Origin of the sequence: Streptomyces sp. 3211.6, from assembly GCF_003634815.1 — a bacterium.
Classification (GTDB): domain Bacteria; phylum Actinomycetota; class Actinomycetes; order Streptomycetales; family Streptomycetaceae; genus Streptomyces; species Streptomyces katrae_A.
In genome coordinates this window covers 3,359,205-3,376,020 of sequence record NZ_RBXC01000001.1, presented here as the reverse complement: position 1 = coordinate 3,376,020, position 16,816 = coordinate 3,359,205, and the positions used below count along the sequence as shown (strand labels likewise).

General features: G+C 72.1%; 13 protein-coding genes and 1 tRNA gene. 7 read left to right on the top strand and 7 right to left on the bottom strand.

Annotated elements, in window-relative coordinates:
• Positions 1-182: 182 nt before the first annotated feature.
• A complete protein-coding gene (locus tag BX286_RS15405) occupies positions 183-1,565 on the top strand; it encodes a cyclopropane-fatty-acyl-phospholipid synthase family protein (RefSeq protein ID WP_079427583.1) in 1,383 nt (460 codons plus the stop codon).
• Positions 1,566-1,642: 77 nt separating this feature from the next.
• On the opposite strand, the gene BX286_RS15400 is transcribed toward BX286_RS15405, so the two are convergent.
• Complete coding sequence (locus tag BX286_RS15400) at positions 1,643-4,192, bottom strand: ABC transporter permease (RefSeq protein WP_121015199.1); 2,550 nt, start codon at positions 4,190-4,192, stop codon at positions 1,643-1,645.
• Positions 4,193-4,248: 56 nt separating this feature from the next.
• Complete coding sequence (locus tag BX286_RS15395) at positions 4,249-5,016, bottom strand: ABC transporter ATP-binding protein (protein ID WP_079431756.1); 768 nt, start codon at positions 5,014-5,016, stop codon at positions 4,249-4,251.
• 407 nt (positions 5,017-5,423) lie between these two features.
• On the opposite strand from BX286_RS15395, the gene BX286_RS15390 reads away from it, so the two are divergent.
• The 3 genes from BX286_RS15390 (at position 5,424) to BX286_RS15380 (ending at position 7,440) form a co-directional block, all read left to right on the top strand.
• A tRNA-Leu gene (locus BX286_RS15390) sits at positions 5,424-5,505 on the top strand.
• Positions 5,506-5,627: 122 nt separating this feature from the next.
• Positions 5,628-6,487 (top strand): IS5 family transposase gene (locus BX286_RS15385; RefSeq protein ID WP_199848270.1). Its coding sequence is split into 2 segments (ribosomal slippage): positions 5,628-5,976 and positions 5,976-6,487, totalling 861 coding nucleotides; the frame shifts between segments, so codons are not numbered across the junction.
• Between the two features lie 98 nt (positions 6,488-6,585).
• Positions 6,586-7,440 (top strand): Bax inhibitor-1/YccA family protein, encoded by an 855-nt coding sequence (locus tag BX286_RS15380; protein WP_100863528.1) that lies wholly within the window; start codon positions 6,586-6,588, stop codon positions 7,438-7,440.
• A 96-nt stretch (positions 7,441-7,536) separates the two neighbouring features.
• Here BX286_RS15380 and BX286_RS15375 read toward each other — a convergent pair whose 3' ends face one another.
• Positions 7,537-7,767: a DUF4287 domain-containing protein gene (locus BX286_RS15375; protein WP_079427578.1), complete on the bottom strand. Its 231-nt coding sequence runs from the start codon at positions 7,765-7,767 to the stop codon at positions 7,537-7,539.
• A 101-nt stretch (positions 7,768-7,868) separates the two neighbouring features.
• On the opposite strand from BX286_RS15375, the gene BX286_RS15370 reads away from it, so the two are divergent.
• The gene (locus BX286_RS15370) at positions 7,869-8,213 is read left to right on the top strand and encodes a hypothetical protein (protein WP_079427576.1); all 345 of its coding nucleotides are present in this window, start codon (positions 7,869-7,871) and stop codon (positions 8,211-8,213) included.
• Here BX286_RS15370 and BX286_RS15365 read toward each other — a convergent pair.
• The 3 genes from BX286_RS15365 to BX286_RS15350 all read right to left on the bottom strand — a co-directional run bounded on the left by BX286_RS15365 (position 8,197) and on the right by BX286_RS15350 (position 12,006).
• Complete coding sequence (locus BX286_RS15365; RefSeq protein ID WP_079427574.1) at positions 8,197-9,000, bottom strand: hypothetical protein; 804 nt, start codon at positions 8,998-9,000, stop codon at positions 8,197-8,199. The genes BX286_RS15370 and BX286_RS15365 overlap by 17 nt on opposite strands.
• Positions 9,001-9,328: 328 nt before the next feature.
• A complete protein-coding gene (locus tag BX286_RS15360) occupies positions 9,329-10,549 on the bottom strand; it encodes an acetyl-CoA C-acetyltransferase (RefSeq protein WP_121015197.1) in 1,221 nt (406 codons plus the stop codon).
• Positions 10,550-10,998: 449 nt separating this feature from the next.
• Positions 10,999-12,006 carry an SGNH/GDSL hydrolase family protein gene (locus BX286_RS15350; protein ID WP_079427570.1) on the bottom strand — a complete coding sequence of 336 codons (1,008 nt, stop codon included), beginning with the start codon at positions 12,004-12,006 and terminating at the stop codon, positions 10,999-11,001.
• A 125-nt stretch (positions 12,007-12,131) separates the two neighbouring features.
• Between BX286_RS15350 and BX286_RS15345 the strand changes: the two genes are divergently transcribed.
• Both BX286_RS15345 and BX286_RS15340 read left to right on the top strand, forming a co-directional pair.
• Positions 12,132-13,517, top strand: coding sequence for a cystathionine beta-synthase (locus tag BX286_RS15345; protein WP_079431755.1), 1,386 nt, complete (start codon positions 12,132-12,134; stop codon positions 13,515-13,517).
• 731 nt (positions 13,518-14,248) lie between these two features.
• Positions 14,249-15,091: a MurR/RpiR family transcriptional regulator gene (locus BX286_RS15340; RefSeq protein WP_121015195.1), complete on the top strand. Its 843-nt coding sequence runs from the start codon at positions 14,249-14,251 to the stop codon at positions 15,089-15,091.
• A gap of 58 nt (positions 15,092-15,149) precedes the next feature.
• On the opposite strand, the gene BX286_RS15335 is transcribed toward BX286_RS15340, so the two are convergent.
• Complete coding sequence (locus BX286_RS15335) at positions 15,150-16,730, bottom strand: diaminopimelate decarboxylase (RefSeq protein ID WP_261993431.1); 1,581 nt, start codon at positions 16,728-16,730, stop codon at positions 15,150-15,152.
• Between the last annotated feature and the right edge of the window lie 86 nt (positions 16,731-16,816).

Genomic DNA, 16,816 nt, shown 5'->3' with positions numbered 1-16,816 from the left:
GCGTACCCGCGCACCCGGGCCCGTGCCCCGGGCCCCGGCGCACGGGCCCCGGCGCGCGGCGACTCCCGGGCGCACGGCATGGTCAAGGTGCGCTCAAGGTGCGGTCCAGGTGTGATTCGGTGGCGAATGCCCTTCGGCGCGAGTGGGTAGCCGGTTGGTCTGAACACCTTGGAGGTGCCTCGATGACCGACGCCGCGCCGCGGCTGGCAGCCCTTGCCGAAACCCTGCTGGGCGCCCCCCTGCCCGTCCGCATACGTGCCTGGGACGGCAGCGAGGCCGGCCCCGCCGCCGGCCCCGCCCTGGTGCTCAACCACCGGCGCGCCCTGCGCCACATGCTGTGGAAGCCGGGCGAACTGGGCCTGGCCCGCGCCTGGGTGGCCGGTGACCTGACCGTCGACGGCGACCTGTTCGAGATGCTGGACAAGGTGGCCGGACTCGTCTGGGAGCGCGACCACGCGGCCGCGCCCGTCCCCGCCCGCCGCCCCCGCAGCGGCCTGGCCAAGCTCGCCGCGCTGCGCCCGCACCTGCCCGCGCGCGCCTCGGGCGCCGCCGGAACGGCCGCCCTGCTGCGCGACCCGGCGACCCGCGCCGCCGTACGGGAGCTCGTGGCCCTGGCCCGCCCGTGGACGCGGCCCGCCCCGCCGCCGGAGGAGGCCGTCCGCCAGGGCGGGATCATCCACTCCAAGAGCCGCGACCGGCACGCCATCAGCCACCACTACGACGTGGGCAACGAGTTCTACGAGCACGTCCTCGGCCCCTCGATGGTGTACTCCTGCGCCTACTGGACCGAGGGCGGCACCCTGGAGGAGGCCCAGCGCGACAAGCTGGACCTGGTCTGCCGCAAGCTGGCCCTGAAGCCCGGCCAGCGGCTGCTGGACGTCGGCTGCGGCTGGGGTTCGATGGCCCTGCACGCCGCCCGCGAGTACGGGGTGCAGGTCACCGGTGTCACCCTCTCCACCGAGCAGGCCGCCTACGCCCGCAAGCGGATCGCCGACGAGGGCCTGACCGACCGGATCGAGATCCGCGTCCAGGACTACCGGGACGTCAAGGACGGCCCGTACGATGCGATTTCCTCGATCGGCATGGCCGAGCACGTCGGCTCCGTGCGCTACCGCGAGTACGCCGGGATCCTGCACGCACTGCTGGCCCCGGGCGGCCGCCTGCTCAACCACCAGATCGGCCGGCCCCCGGAGCCCGACGAAGCGGCGTACGAGATCGACGAGTTCATAGACGCCTACGTCTTCCCCGACGGGGAGCTCTCCCCGGTCGGCTCCACCGTCGGCGAGCTGGAGAAGGCCGGCTTCGAGGTCCGCGACGTGGAGGCGCTGCGCGAGCACTACGCGCTGACCCTGCGGGCCTGGGTGGCCCGGCTGGAGGAGCACTGGGACGAGGCCGTACGGCTCACCTCGCCCGGCCGCGCCCGGGTCTGGCTGCTCTACATGGCGGCTTCGGCGCTGGGCTTCGAGCACGCGCGCCTCGGGGTCAACCAGATCCTGGCCGTGAAGCCGGGCGGCGGCGGGACCTCGGGGATGCCGCTGCGCTCCCGGGTCTGGGGCGGCGCGTAGCCCCGTACGCCCACAACGCGCAAGGGCCCCGGGGCAGCTCGCCCCGGGGCCCTCCGTGTCCCTGCTCCCGCCCCGGGCTACTCCGTCTTGATGGCGGTCAGCATGTTCAGCCGGGCGGCGCTGCGGGCCGGCCACATGGCGGCCAGGACACCGACGACGGCGGCCAGCAGGAGGAAGACGCCGAGCCGGCCGTAGGGGAGGATCAGCTCGTAGTTCGGCACCGATTTGGTGAGGGTGCTGCCCACGGCCCAGGCCAGGAAGAGGCCGATGCCCATGCCGAGGACCGCGCCGAAGAGCGAGATCACCACGGACTCCAGGCGGATCATGTTCTTGACCCGGGCGCGGTCGAGGCCGATCGCCCGCAGCATGCCGATCTCCTGGGTCCGCTCGAAGACGGACATCGCCAGGGTGTTGACCACGCCGAGCACCGAGATGATCAGCGCCATGCCGAGCAGGCCGTACATGATGTTCAGCATCGTGTTGATGATGCCGCCCATCTCGTTGCGCATGTCCTGCCGGGTGGCGACGGTCATCGCCGGGTTCTTGCCGAGGGCGTCGATGACGGCCTGCTGGCCGGCCTTGGAGTCGCCGGCGGTGGCGTTGACGTAGACCTCGCGGACGTACTGCTGGTCGGTGTGCGCGCCGAGGACCTTGTTGTCGACGACGTACGGGGACAGCAGGCCTTCCAGGTCCTTGTAGACGGCGCCGATCTTCAGGGCGGTCTTCTGGCCGTCCTCGAACTGGACCTGGAGGGTGGAGCCGACGGTGAGGTTCTGCTTCTTCGCGGTGCTCTCGGCGACGGCGACCTCGCCCTTGCCGAGGGAGGCAAGGGAGCCGGACGTGACGTCGATGTTGAGCAGTTCGCCGATGGTGGCCGGGTTGACGCCGGACGCCGAGCGGAAGCTGTCGCCGATCTTGAAGTAGCCGTCGGCCTGCGGGGAGACGGCCTTGATGCCGGGGGCTTTGGCCAGGGTGTCGGCCACGGACTTGTCCAGGCCGCCGATGCCGCCGGCCATGGAGACCTTGTAGTCGGCCTTCAGCTTGTCGGTGCTCATCCGGTCGACGGCGGTGCCCAGGGTGATGCCGAGGACCGACAGCGTGGTGACCAGGGTCAGGCCGATGGCCAGGGAGGCGGCCGTCACGGCGGTGCGGCGCGGGTTGCGCACGGCGTTCTGCGCGGCCAGCTTGCCGGGGACGCCGAACACCTTCTGCAGGAGCGGGCGGACGGCGCCGATGACCGGCCGGGACAGCAGCGGCAGCAGGACGATCATGCCGATGAGCATCAGGCCGGCGCCGCCGCCGATGACCATGCGGCCGTCGCCGCCCATGGACACGCCGAGGAAGACGATGCCGATGCCGGCGAGGCTGATGAGCGAGCCGAGGACGTTCCGCACGACCAGGGACTTCGCGGTGGCCGGGAGGTGGGCGCTGCCCATGGCGGCGACCGGGGCGATCCGTCCGGTGCGCCAGGCCGGCAGCAGGGCGGCGAGGGTGGTGACGACGACGCCGATGACCAGGGCGGCGATGACCGTGCCCGGGGCGATGACGAGGTCGCCGTCGGGGATCTTGGCGCCGATGGAGTCCATCACGGAGCGCATGCCGGCCGCCAGGCCGATGCCGGCGACCAGGCCGATCGCGGCGGAGGTGGCGCCGATGACCAGGGCCTCGGCGAGCACCGAGCGCATCACCTGGCCGCGCTTGGCGCCGACGGCGCGCAGCAGGGCCAGTTCCCTGGTGCGCTGGGCGACCAGCATGGTGAAGGTGTTGTAGATCAGGAAGACGCCGACGAACAGGGAGATGCCGGCGAAGGCGAGCAGCATGGTGCTGAAGCTGCTCATCTGCTTCTCGATGTCCTTGGCCTGCTGGGCGGCGAGTTCCTTGCCGGTCTGGGCCTTGGCGTGCTTGGTGTCGAGCAGCGGCTTGATGTCGGAGAGCAGCTGGTCGGCGGAGGTGCCGGCCTTGGCGGCGACGGCGAGCTCGTCGTAGAAGCCGGGCTGGAGGTAGAGCTCCTGCGCGACCTTGGTGTCGAAGAGGACCAGGCTGCCGCCGGCGTTGACGGCGCCGTCCTCGGTGGTGAAGACGCCGGTGAGGGCGAACTCCTTGACCGGGCCGTTGGTGGCGACGCGGACCTTGTCGCCGACCTTGTAGCCGCCCTTGGCCGCGGACGCCTTGTCGAGGGCGATCTGGTCGTCCTTGGCGGGGCCGGTGCCGTCGGTGAAGGCGTAGCGGGGGTCCTTGCCGTCCTTGACGGGGGCGTAGTTGGAGCCCTTGTTGGCCCAGCCGGAGCCGATCAGCTTGCCGTTCTCGTCACCGACGCCGGCGAAGCCGGAGACCCGGCCGGAGACGGAGTCGACGCCGCGCACGGCCTTGACCTTGTCCAGGGTCTGCTGGCTGATGCCGGGCTCGCCCTCCTTCTGGCCGTCCTCGTTGCGGGACGGGCCCCACGAGGTGACGGAGACGGCTATGCCGTCGTAGCTCTTGGCGGACTGGCCGGAGAGGGCCTTGCTCAGGGTGTCGGTGAAGACGAGGGTGCCGGAGACGAAGGCGACGCCGAGGGTGACGGCGAGGACCGTCATCAGCAGTCTGGCCTTGTGCGCGAGGATGTTGCGCAGGGCGGTACGGAACATGGGGTTATCAGTCCTGGGCTGGAAGTCTGTTCGTGGCTTCGGTGATCAGTGACCGATCAGCTGGTGCGGCCCTTGGCGTCGAAGGCCTTCATCCGGTCGAACACGCCGTCCGCGGTGGGCGCGTACATCTCGTCGACGATGCGGCCGTCGGCGAGGAAGATGACCCGGTCCGCGTAGGAGGCGGCGACCGCGTCGTGGGTGACCATCACGACGGTCTGGCCGAGCTCGCGCACCGAGTTGCGCAGGAAGCCGAGGACCTCGGCGCCGGAGCGGGAGTCGAGGTTCCCGGTGGGCTCGTCGCCGAAGATGATCTCGGGGCGGGCGGCCAGGGCGCGGGCCACGGCCACGCGCTGCTGCTGGCCGCCGGAGAGCTGCGTGGGGCGGTGGGAGAGGCGGCCGGAGAGGCCGACCATGTCCACCACGGTGTCCAGCCACTGCTTGTCGGCCTTGCGGCCGGCGATGTCCATGGGGAGCGTGATGTTCTCCAGGGCGGTCAGGGTCGGCAGCAGGTTGAACGCCTGGAAGATGAAGCCGATCTTGTCCCGGCGCAGCTGGGTCAGCTGCTTGTCCTTCAGGGTGCCGAGCTCGGTGTCGCCGATGCGGACCGAGCCGCCGGAGAAGGTGTCCAGGCCGGCGACGCAGTGCATCAGCGTCGACTTGCCGGAGCCGGAGGGGCCCATGATCGCGGTGAACTGGCCCCGGCCGAAGTCCACGGAGACGTTGTCCAGCGCGACCACCTGGGTCTCGCCCTGGCCGTACACCTTGGAGAGCTGCGTGGCACGGGCGGCCACGGCCTGGGCGGTGTGCTGCGGGGCGTAGTTCATGGCGGTCACGGGGGCTCCTGTCGAGCGGGGTCTGCTGCGCGGTGGCGGGACCCTTCCATCCTCACCGCGGCCTTACCGCGGGGGGATCAGCCGCGGTGCCCGTTCGACGGCCCACTCGAGTCTGACCGGGGGCGCGGTCGTCTCCTCCTCTGGTATGACGGGAGCCCCGAGGAGGGCCCGTACGGAGGGGTGGCCCGGGGTGGCGCGGGGCGGCGAAATCACGTCATTTGCGAGGAGGTGCGGAGCGTCTCCCTCAGCACTGCCGACCGTGACTTATCGGTCCTGACGCCCACTCAATCGCCAATAAAATCAGACAACATCGGATAGAGGCGCCGCTGACGGGCGGGGTGTTCCGGATAGGCTCACCGCAGCGTTCAAGGCTTTTGCCACGGGGCCCGCTGCGCCCTGCCCGGATGGTGGAATGCAGACACGGCGAGCTTAAACCTCGCTGGCCCTCGGGCCGTGCCGGTTCAAGTCCGGCTCCGGGCACTTCCGCGCTCCCGCCACGGCCCCGCACACCGTTCCCGGGGCCCTTCCGTCATCTCCGGCGATCCGCCGCGCCTTCTCCTAGGCCGTGTCTTCAAATGGTTCTGATGGGGGATCATGTCGGCATGGTGCGTCGTCATGAGCTGACGGATGTGGAGTGGGAAGTGCTGTCCGGGCTGTTGCCGCGGTCGTCCTCGGGGCGGCCGCGGTTGGACGACCGGCGGGTGCTGAACGGGATCGTGTGGAAACTGCGGACGGGGTCGGCATGGCGTGATGTGCCGGCACGGTACGGGCCCTGGCGGACTCTGTACACGCGTTTTCGCAGGTGGGCGCTGGACGGGACGTTCACGCGGATGCTGGCCGCGGTCCAGGCGGAGAAGGACGCGACCGGTGACATCGACTGGCTGGTGTCGGTCGACTCCACGGTCGCGCGGGCCCATCAGCATGCTGCGGGCGCCCGTAAAAAGGGGCAGGGCAGGGGGACGAAGTATGTGATCACGCCCTCGGGCGATCCCGGGGCGGACTGACCACGAAAATCCACCTGGCCTGCGACGGCCGCGGCCGGCCGCTGGGCTTCGTCCTCACCGGCGGCAACGCCGCCGACTGCACCCGCTTCGAGGAGGTCATGGACACCATCAAGGTCCGCCGGGCCGGGCCCGGGCGGCCCCGAACCCGCCCGGACCACGTCCTGGGCGACAAGGGCTACAGCTCCCGCAGGATACGTGCCTACCTGCGTAAACGCGGGATCGGCCACACCATCCCCGAGCGCCGTGACCAGCGGGCCAACCGCTACCGCAGAGGCCGCAACGGAGGCAGACCACCTGCCTTCGACACACAGCTCTACAAGAAACGCAACGTCGTCGAACGCTGCTTCAACCGCCTCAAGCAGTACCGCGCGATCGCCACTCGCTACGACAAAACCCGCGAGTCCTACCACGCAGCCGTCACCATCGCGTCCCTGTTCCTCTGGCTCAGACCCCTTTGAAGACACGCCCTAAGATCCTCCTCCAGCAGTAGGGTGCTTTCTTTGCTAACGCATTACCCTTGACGCAAGGCCGCGCACCGTGGCCACGGAGGAGTGAGATGAGGAGCAGTAACCCGGTCTTCTCGCGACGGGGGTTCAGCCGCGACAACGGCGGCTACGCGGGCTTCGACGCGCAGTACGCGCAGGCCGGGACCGCGACCAACCCGTACGCGACGAATCCTTACGCCATCGACCCCACCACGGGCATGCCGGCCGCGCCGGCCCGCGGCGCCGCCATGACCATCGACGACGTCGTGAGCCGTACGGCCATGACGCTCGGCACCCTGATCATCACGGCGGCGGTCGCCTGGCTCGCCCTTCCGGTGGACCCGGCGAACCTCGGCAAGTCGTACATGATCGGTCTGGGCGCGGCGCTCGTCGCCTTCGTCCTCGCGATGGTCCAGAGCTTCAAGCGCAAGCCTTCCCCGGGCATCATCCTGGCCTACGCGGCGTTTGAGGGCTTCTTCCTCGGCGTCATCTCCGCGGCGACCAGCTACTACCTCAGCCCCGGCGTGGTCATCCAGGCCGTGCTCGGCACCATGTGCGTCTTCGCCGCCGTCCTGGTGGCCTACAAGATGCGCTGGATCCGCGTCACGCGCCGCTTCACCGGCTTCGTGATGGCCGCGGCCCTCGGCTTCGTCCTGCTGATGGTCGCCAACTCGCTGTTCATGCTGTTCGGCGGCGGTGACGGCCTCGGCTTCCGCAGCGGCCCGCTCGGCATCGTGTTCGGCATCGTCGGCGTGGTCCTCGGCGCCTGCTTCCTCGCCATGGACTTCAAGCAGGTCGAGGACGGCGTCACCTACGGCGCCCCCCGCGAGGAGGCCTGGCTGGCCGCCTTCGGCCTCACCGTGACCCTGGCGTGGATCTACCTGGAGCTGCTGCGCCTGTTCCAGATCCTCTCCGGCGACGACTAGTCGTACCGGTAGTCCGGCAGTACGGGGAAGGCCCCGCGAGCGACGCTCGCGGGGCCTTCCCGCATCTCGGGGGCGTACGGGCAAGGGGGCCTGGGTTCAGCCGAACCGGCGGGCCGCTCTGCGCAGCCCGTACTCGTGGACGATCGCCTTCGCCTGGCCGTGCGACAGGTCGTGCGCGCCGAGCAGCCAGTTGACCTTCTCCTCGAACCGGAGGAGGGACGGGCCCTCGTCGACGGTCCGGAGCCAGTCGGAGATCTCACGACCGGTGGTCTGGGGGATTCTGTCGATCATGTTGCGGTGGGTCTGCTCGGAGAACTCAACGGACATGGGCGCCTCCGGGGGTATCGCCGTGCTGTTCTCTTCACTGCACCGTGCCGGAGAGTTCGCCCGTTGGCAATGGCGCCCGGGCGGCGCGTAAGGTCGGCCGGGTGCTCGATACCTCGCCCCTGACCGCCGCCGTGGAACGCTTCGCCGACCGGCTGCGGGCCGCCCCGCAGAGCCGGCTCCAGCGCGGCGCCGCCGCGGAGGCCCTGGAGCTGGCCCGTGAGCTGGCCGTGCGGGCGCAGCGGCTGGAGGACCCCTCGGGGGCGGCTCCGGCGCGCGTGATGCCCGACGAGGGGGTCTTCGTCGTCGGGGACCAGCTGGCGGTGGCCGGGCTGGACCTGGCCGAGGCGCTGCGCGCCGCGGGCCCCGGCAGCGCGAAGGCCCCGTCCGAACTGCTGGACGAGGCCGTGGCGCTGGTGGAGCGGGCGGAAGTCAGAGCGATGCGATGACGCGGTCGGCGAGGATGTAGACGTTGCTGTCCGGGTCCTCGGTGTCACCGCAGGAGAAGGTCAGCGCGTAGGCGCCGGAGATGCCCGAGCCGCCCAGCAGGACCGGGGCCGTACCCGAACGCAGGGCCTCGGCGAGGCGCTCCGCGGTCTCCCGGTGGCCCGGGGTCATGCACAGGGTGGTGCCGTCCGTGAAGACGTACACGTCGAGGGTGCCCAGCGGGCCGGGACGGACGTCCGCGAGGGCCGTACGGGCCTCCGCGAGCTCCTCCAGGCGGCTGACCGTGCGCTCGTGGTCGGCGCCGGGGTGCGGCTGGACCGGGACGAAGTCCGGGTGGGAGGGGTGGCGCCGGCGGGCCGCGGCCAGCTCGGCCGAGTCCTCCGGGTACTCGTCGGCGAGGTCGTCGCCCAGGACCGGCTCCAGGCCGACCAGGTCCGCCTGCCGGGGCAGGAAGACGGGGCCTTCCTCGCCCAGGCCCGGCAGCCCGCCCAGCAGGGACGGGGCGTCGGCGGCGTCACGCGCCTCCTGCGCGGCCCAGAAGGCCCGCGCCTCGGCCAGCTCGCGCTCGCGCTCCTCGGCGAGGGCGGCGGCCACGGCGGCTCGTATCTCGGCGGCGGGGGACTCGACGGCGCTGCGGGCGTGCGGGACGCTCGCGCCCCGGGCGTTGGCCGGCAGGGCGAGCTCATCGCGAAGGGCCGACACCTGCTTGCGCAGTCCGTGTACGGCGTGCAGCGCAGCAGCGCCCACGGCCGTGGCAGCGGCCGTGGTCAGCAGCAGGGCAAGAGACATGGCGCTCACTGACTAACTCCTGGTTGGTTCGATCCCCCGACTTCCTACATCAGCTTGTCCTGTGCTGGGAATGGCGTGCAGTGCATTACGTCATGAAATGGACAGGTCTTTCGTCCTGGAGGCCCTAGGGGGATGGCGTCTGACCTGGGCAAATACCGATCCCCCAGGACAAAGGTCACATCCTGGGGGAGATTCGGTCACAGGTCGGCCGCGACGGGATTAGACCTGATGTCAGTACACCGTATGGATCTAGAGGATCCCTTGCGGGAGCTGGGGGCCCGGCTGGAGCGGTACCGGACCCCTCACTCTGTGCGCTGTGGCCCGCGTCTCAGCTGAGGCGCTCGATCACCATCGCCATGCCCTGGCCGCCGCCGACGCACATGGTCTCCAGACCGAACTGCTTGTCGTGGAACTGGAGGCTGTTGATCAGGGTGCCGGTGATCCGGGCACCGGTCATCCCGAACGGGTGGCCGACGGCGATGGCCCCGCCGTTGACGTTCAGCTTCTCCAGGGGGATCTCCAGGTCCCGGTAGGACGGGATGACCTGCGCGGCGAAGGCCTCGTTGATCTCGAACAGGTCGATGTCGCCGACCGTCAGCCCGGCCCGCTTCAGCGCCTGCTTCGACGCCTCGACCGGACCCAGGCCCATGATCTCGGGCGACAGGGCGGTCACGCCCGTGGACACGATCCGGGCCAGCGGGGTCAGGCCCAGCTCCCGCGCCTTGGTGTCGCTCATGATGACGAGCGCGGCGGCGCCGTCGTTCAGCGGGCAGCAGTTGCCGGCCGTGACCAGGCCGTCGGGACGGAAGACGGGCTTGAGGCCCTCCACGCCCTCCAGGGTGACCCCGGCGCGCGGGCCGTCGTCCTTGCTGACGACCGTGCCGTCGGGGGTGGTGACCGGGATGATCTCGCGGGCCCAGAAGCCGTTCTTGATGGCCTCCTCGGCGAGGTTCTGCGAGCGCACGCCGAACTCGTCCATGTCCCGGCGGGTCACGCCCTTGAGGCGGGCCAGGTTCTCGGCGGTCTGGCCCATGGCGATGTAGGCGTCCGGGACCAGGCCGTCCTCGCGCGGGTCGTGCCAGTCGCTGCCCTCGCTCTGCGCGACGGCGACCGTGCGGGCCTCGGCATCGGCGAACAGCGGGTTGTGCGTCCCGGGCATGCCGTCGGAGGAGCCGTTGACGAACCGGGACACCGTCTCGACACCGGCGGAGATGAAGACGTCGCCCTCGCCGGCCTTGATGGCGTGCAGCGCCATGCGGGAGGTCTGCAGGGAGGAGGAGCAGTAACGGGTGATCGTGGTGCCGGGCAGGTAGTCCATGCCCATCTGCACGGCGACGATACGGGCCAGGTTGTGGCCCTGCTCCCCGCCGGGCAGACCGCAGCCCAGCATCAGGTCGTCGATCTGGCGCGGGTCCAGCTCGGGGACCTTGGCGAGGGCGGCCTGGATGATCGTGGCGGTCAGGTCGTCCGGCCGGACGTCCTTCAGCGACCCCTTGCCGGCGCGCCCGATGGGGGAGCGGGCGGTGGAAACGATGACGGCTTCGGGCATCGGGACTCCAAGGGGTGTGCGTGCGTCGTTGCGGGACCGCAAGCGAAGTTACCGCCCCGTACGGTCGAGGTCACCGGGGCGGTGATGTGATGCCCGTCGCTCCGGCCCGCCATCGGCCCCCCTCAAGGGGCCGGGGGCGGCGGTGCCGGGGCGGGGCGGGACATGCCGGCGGGCCGGGGGTGGGGGTGGCCGGGGTCCCGGCCGGGCGGTCTCAGGGAGGGGTTGGGGCTTTCCCTTCAGTCTCATCGTCCTTCCGCGTCGGGCCACCCTGTCAAGGGCGCTCTACTTCGTCGCGTCGCTTCGCGATCGTCTACGGCGACCCTTGACAGACCGTCCCGCCGCGAAATGCCGAAGACTGCCGGGAAACCCCCAAAGGAACGGGACGGACGTTCATGGGACATCCGGCGGCATCAGCGACCAGGCGCCCCCCGCGCCGCCCCCCGCGAGGCTCACGAGGCCGATGGTGTTGCCGGTTCGGGGACCGGTTCCGTGGGGAGGCGTCGGCGGCGGCGGTGTTTGAGGATGGCCCAGGGGCCGCGGGCCGCCGTGACCTCCGTGCCCGGTTCGCCCGCCGCCGCCGAGGCGGCCTGGGCCACCGGCAGCATGTCCTCGTTGCGGGAGACGTCCAGGCGGTCCGACTCCGGCCACACGCCCAGCGCCGCGCACAGGGTCGGCAGGACGGCCATCGCCGCCGTCGCGTAGCCCTCCGCCGAGGGGTGGTACGAGTCCGGGCCGAACATCTCCCGGGGGTTCGCCGCGAACTCCGGGCCCAGCATGTCCCCCATCGAGACCGTCCGCGCGCCCAGCGCGACCACCCCGATGGTCTGCGCGGCCGCCAGCTGGCGGGACACCCGCCGGGCCATCCACCGCAGCGGCTGGTACACCGGCTCGATCGTGCCCAGGTCGGGACAGGTGCCGACCACCACCTCCGACCCCGCCAGCCGCAGCCGCCGTACGGCGGCCGTCAGCAGCCGCACCGACTGCGTCAGCGGCATGCGCCGGGTCACGTCGTTCGCCCCGATGATCACCACGGACACGTCCGGCGCCGGTCCGTCCCCGTCCAGCAGCAGTGACACCTGGCGGTCCAGGTCGTCCGACATCGCCCCCGACAGCGCCACGTTCCGCAGCTCCACCGGCCGCTCCGCCACCGCCGCCAGCCCCGAGGCGAGCAGCGCCCCCGGCGTCTGGCGGGCGCGCCGTACGCCCAGGCCGGCCGCCGTCGAGTCGCCCAGCATCGCCATCCGCAGTGGCCCCGGGCTCAGCTCCGGCCCGCCGAACTCGCTCCCGTACAGGCCGTCCGCGCGCGGCGGGTCCGGCAGGCCCGTGCCCACCGTCCGCTTGGCGAACTGCACCTCCGCCAGCACCAGCCCCACCGCGGCCACCCCGACCAGCCCGAGCCCGCCCCCGCCGTACGCTGCCCCCGCCGCGATCCGGCGGGCCGTTCTCGCTCTGGACACCTCTCAGGCCACCTCCTCGGTCGTGTTGACCTTCCTGCCCCGTACTGCCGGTCGGCCAATCCCTTTCCGCATACTCTGGCCGGACCTCCCGGAGAACCCGTGGAGTCCCCTTCTTGGAGAACATGGTGCAATTCCACGACTCGATGATCAGCCTCGTCGGCAACACCCCGCTGGTGAAGCTCAACCACGTGACCGAAGGCCTGCAGGCCACCGTGCTTGCCAAGGTCGAGTACTTCAATCCCGGCGGTTCCGTGAAGGACCGGATCGCCGTCCGGATGATCGAGGCCGCCGAGCAGAGCGGTGCCCTCAAGCCGGGCGGCACCATCGTGGAGCCGACCAGCGGCAACACGGGCGTCGGACTCGCGATCGTGGCCCAGCAGAAGGGCTACAAGTGCATCTTCGTCTGCCCTGACAAGGTCTCCCTCGACAAGATCAACGTGCTGCGCGCGTACGGCGCCGAGGTCGTGGTCTGCCCGACCGCCGTCGACCCCGAGCACCCGGACTCGTACTACAACGTTTCCGACCGCCTGGTCCGGGAGACCCCGGGCGCCTGGAAGCCGGACCAGTACAGCAACCCGAACAACCCCCGTTCGCACTACGAGACCACCGGTCCGGAGCTGTGGGAGCAGACGGAGGGGAAGATCACCCACTTCGTCGCGGGCGTCGGCACCGGCGGCACGATCTCCGGCACGGGCAACTACCTCAAGGAGGTGTCCGGTGGGAAGGTCAAGGTCATCGGCGCCGACCCGGAGGGCTCCGTCTACTCCGGCGGCAGTGGCCGCCCGTACCTCGTCGAGGGTGTCGGCGAGGACTTCTGGCCCACCGCCTACGACCCGAACGTGACCGACGAGATCATCGCGGTGTCCGACAAGGACTCCTTCCAGATGACCCGCCGGCTCGCCAAGGAAGAGGGGCTGCTGGTCGGCGGCTCCTGCGGCATGGCGGTCGTCGCCGCGCTGCGCGCCGCCGAGGGTCTGGGGCCGGACGACGTGGTCGTCGTCCTGCTGCCGGACAGCGGGCGCGGCTACCTCAGCAAGATCTTCTCGGACGAGTGGATGGCCGGTCACGGCTTCCTGGAGGAGGCCGGTCCGGCCGCGCGCATCGGCGCCGTCCTCGCGGACAAGGAGGGCGGCATCCCGTCGCTCGTCCACATGCACCCGGAGGAGACGGTCGGTCAGGCGATCGAGGTGCTGCGGGAGTACGGCGTCTCGCAGATGCCGATCGTCAAGCCGGGCGCGGGCCACCCGGACGTGATGGCGGCCGAGGTCATCGGCTCGGTCGTGGAGAAGGAGCTGCTGGCGGCGCTGTTCGCGCAGCGGGCCTCGCTGGGCGACCCGCTGGAGAAGCACATGAGCGCGCCGCTGCCGCAGGTGGGTTCCGGTGAGCCGGTGTCCGAGCTGATGTCCGTGCTCGGTGAGGCCGACGCGGCGATCGTGCTGGTCGAGGGCAAGCCGACCGGTGTGGTGAGCCGGCAGGACCTGCTGGCGTTCCTGGCGAAGACCTCGAAGTAGTCCTCAGGGGAGGCCGGGGCCGTCGCCGCCGGGGCCGGTGGCCGTCGGTGCCGGGCCGGGGGCTGTTCCCGGCCCTTGGCGCAAACGGTACGGTCCCGACACGTGACGGCAGCACCCGCTTAACACGGCACCGGCACAGTGGTGTTGTCGGCGGGGCCGTCCGGGGGTCCGGGTGGTCCGGTCGGCGCCATGTGCGGTGTCAGCGTGCCTCCGGAGCGGCTCCCGGAGGGGCGGGGCGCCTCAGGACGCGGCCAGCCCTGACCCGGCCCGTGTCCCCGGCGGGGCCGCCGTCGTCCCGCCCTCCGGGCCTGGCCCGGGGGTACGGCGGCCCCTCCCTCCGGGTCCCGCTGGGCGGAGCCGTCTCCCCGCCCCGCCCTTCCTCCGTTCCTCCCCCGGCCACCGCTGGGAGGTACCCCCAGGGGCTCCGCCCCCACCCCGCTCCCGGGGACTCCGCCCCCAGCCCCCCGCGCCTCGAACGCCGGCGGGGCTCAAGAGTCGGGGCTCCGCCCCAGACCCCCCGGCCTGAAGCGCCGGCCGGGCTCAAGGCTCGGGGCTGCGCCCCAGACCCCCGGGCCTCCGGCCCCGGTGCGCTGGGCGGCGTGAGGGTCCGCCTGCGGCCCGGGCCGTGCAGGGGGCGCCCGGATCGTGGGCATCGGGTTGCCGTCCTGCATAAGTGCATGCAGAGTGCACCCTGACTGAATATTTTTCTCGGACGGACGGAGGGCCCCGCGATGAGCGACAACCCGGCCGCGCGGCTGCAGAAGCTCTTCGAGGGGCACCGGCTGACCCCGACCCAGCGGCGGATCGCGCACTGCATGGTGCGCGGCGCGGCCGAGGTGCCCTTCCTGTCGAGCGTGGAGCTCGCCGAGCTGGCCGGGGTGAGCCAGCCGTCGGTGACCCGGTTCGCCGTGGCCCTCGGCTTCGACGGGTACCCCGCCCTGCGGCGGCACCTGCGCGAGGTGGCCCCGGCGGAGCCGCCGCGGGCCGCGCGCGAGGAGTCGTACAACGAGTACCAGCAGGCCGTCGAGGGCGAGATCGAGAACCTGCGGCGGCTGGCGACGATGCTCGCGGACCCGGCGCCGGTGGAGGAGGCGGGCCGGCTGCTGGCCGGGTCGTCCCCGCTGCCGGTGCTCGGGCTGCGCGCGGCGTCCTCGCAGGCGCGCGGGTTCGCGTACTTCGCCGCCAAGGTGCATCCGGACGTGCGGATCCTCGACGAGGGCGGCTCGATGCTCGCCGACAGGATCGATGCGGCGGCCGGCGCCGGGGCCTCGGCGCTGCTGTGCTTCGCGCTGCCCCGCCACCCGCGTGAGGTGGTGGAGGCCCTGGAGCACGCGCGCGGGGCCGGGCTGACCACCGTGACGGTGGCCGATTCGGCGTTCGCGCCCGTCGCCCGCTACTCGGACCTGCTGATCCCGGCGCCGGTCGGCACCGGGCTGGCCTTCGACACGGCGTGCGCGCCGATGCTGCTGGGCCGGGTGCTGCTGGAGGCCATGGCGGACGCCCTGCCGGACGCCCAGGCGCGACTGGAGGCCTTCGACGCCCGGGCCGCGGCGCGCGGGCTGTTCGTGGACTGACGACCCGGGCCGCGGGCCCGGCCGGAGGGTCCTGCCGCCCTCGCCCCCGCCGCCGCTCTTACAGCAGGGCGTCCCCGTATGCCCCTCCCGCCTCCGCCACCAGTTCCGTCGGCGTCTGCGCCGGGCGGACCAGGGTGAAGCGGACGGTGCCGGAGGGGTCGGCGGTGAAGCCGTGGACGGCCGGGCGGGGCAGGCTGTTGTAGCCGTAGTGGGCGGTGAAGGCGTACGCCCCGGTGTCGGGTACGGCGATCAGGTCGCCGGGGGCCAGCTCGGGCAGTTCGCGGGCGGTGGCCAGGAGGTCCCCGGCGAAGCAGGCGGGGCCCGCGATGTCCTGGGCGACGGCGGGGCCGGTCTTCGGGGTGCCCTTGGCGTCGTAGGGGAGGATCCGCAGGGGCCAGGCCGCCGGGGCGTAGACCGTGCGGGTGGCCACCTGCACCCCGGCGTGGGTGAGGGCGATGGGGCGGCCCCCGGTGGACTTGGTGTACTCGACGCGGGCGAGCACCGTGCCGTGCTTGGCCAGCAGCGACCGGCCGAACTCCGTGACCAGCCCGTACGAGCCGTCGAACAGGGCGGGGACGGCTTCGCGCAGGGCGGCTGCGTACTCCGCGTAGGTGGGGGTCTGCTCGTCCGAGGTGAAGTTCACCGGCAGGCCCCCGCCGATGTCGAGGGTGTCGATCCGGCGGGTTCCGGCGGCCTCGTTGATCTCCTCCGCGAGCGCGTGCAGCTCCCGTACGCCCCGTGCGATCAGGGGCAGGGGCAGGCCCTGGGAGCCCGAGTGGGCGTGCAGACGGGTGATCCAGGGCCGGTCCAGGCAGGCCCGTACGAGCCGTTCGCGGGCGCCGGGGTCGCGCAGGCCGATGCCGAACTTCGAGGTGGCGGTGGCGGTGGAGAGGGCGTCGATGGCGCCGGCGCCGGTCTGGGGGTTGACCCGTACGCCGACGGGCGAACGGGTGGGGGCCGCCGCGATCAGGGCGTCGAGCCGTTCCAGTTCCTGGTGGTTGTCGGCGTTGACGGCGATCCCCAGGGCCAGGGCCTCGCGCAGCTCGCCGGTGGTCTTGGCGGGGGAGTCCAGCACGATCCGCCCGGCCGGGATCCCGGCGGCCCGGGCCAGTGCCAGCTCGCCGGGGCTGGCCACCTCGCAGCCCAGGCCGCAGTCGGCGAGCAGCCGCAGGACGGGGACCAGCGGGGCGGCCTTGGCGGCGAAGGCGTGCAGGACGGGTGTCCCGGGGGCGGTGACGGCGTCGAAGGCTTCGGCGAGGGCGGCGGCGGAGGCGCGGATCCCGGCGGTGTCGAGCAGGCAGACGAGTGGCCCGGAGTCCAGCAGCCCCTGCTCCACGGCGGCCCGCACGGCCAGATCCCGCCGCCGGACGGCGTCCCGGGCGGCGGTGTCCCGCGCGGCGGCGGCGCGGCCCTCGGCGACGCCGTCTCCGGCGGCGTTCCCGTGCCGGGCCGCTTCCCGCGATCCGGCGTCCGCCCGCGCGGAGCCGCCCCGCGCGGAGCCGCCCCGCGCGGCGGCGGCCTCCCGTCCGGCGCTGTCCCGCTCGGCGTGCTCGCGGGCGGAGGTGTCCCGCCCGGCGCCCTCCCGCCCGGCGCCGTCTCCCCGCCCCGCTGCTTCCCCTAAGGCGTCCATGCTCGCCATCCCATCATCCCGTGGACCCGTGCGCAGCTGTTGACTGGATCTATTCAAGGCGCCAGGATGTGAATAGATTGCTCAACATTCGGAGG

Coding starts and splice junctions, on each gene's coding strand:
- BX286_RS15405 (WP_079427583.1), top strand. CDS start 183: ATGACCGACGCCGCGCCGCGGCTGGCAGCCCTTGCCGAAACCCTGCTG.
- BX286_RS15400 (WP_121015199.1), bottom strand. CDS start 4,192: ATGTTCCGTACCGCCCTGCGCAACATCCTCGCGCACAAGGCCAGACTG.
- BX286_RS15395 (WP_079431756.1), bottom strand. CDS start 5,016: ATGAACTACGCCCCGCAGCACACCGCCCAGGCCGTGGCCGCCCGTGCC.
- BX286_RS15380 (WP_100863528.1), top strand. CDS start 6,586: ATGAGGAGCAGTAACCCGGTCTTCTCGCGACGGGGGTTCAGCCGCGAC.
- BX286_RS15375 (WP_079427578.1), bottom strand. CDS start 7,767: ATGTCCGTTGAGTTCTCCGAGCAGACCCACCGCAACATGATCGACAGA.
- BX286_RS15365 (WP_079427574.1), bottom strand. CDS start 9,000: ATGTCTCTTGCCCTGCTGCTGACCACGGCCGCTGCCACGGCCGTGGGC.
- BX286_RS15360 (WP_121015197.1), bottom strand. CDS start 10,549: ATGCCCGAAGCCGTCATCGTTTCCACCGCCCGCTCCCCCATCGGGCGC.
- BX286_RS15340 (WP_121015195.1), top strand. CDS start 14,249: ATGAGCGACAACCCGGCCGCGCGGCTGCAGAAGCTCTTCGAGGGGCAC.
- BX286_RS15335 (WP_261993431.1), bottom strand. CDS start 16,730: ATGGCGAGCATGGACGCCTTAGGGGAAGCAGCGGGGCGGGGAGACGGC.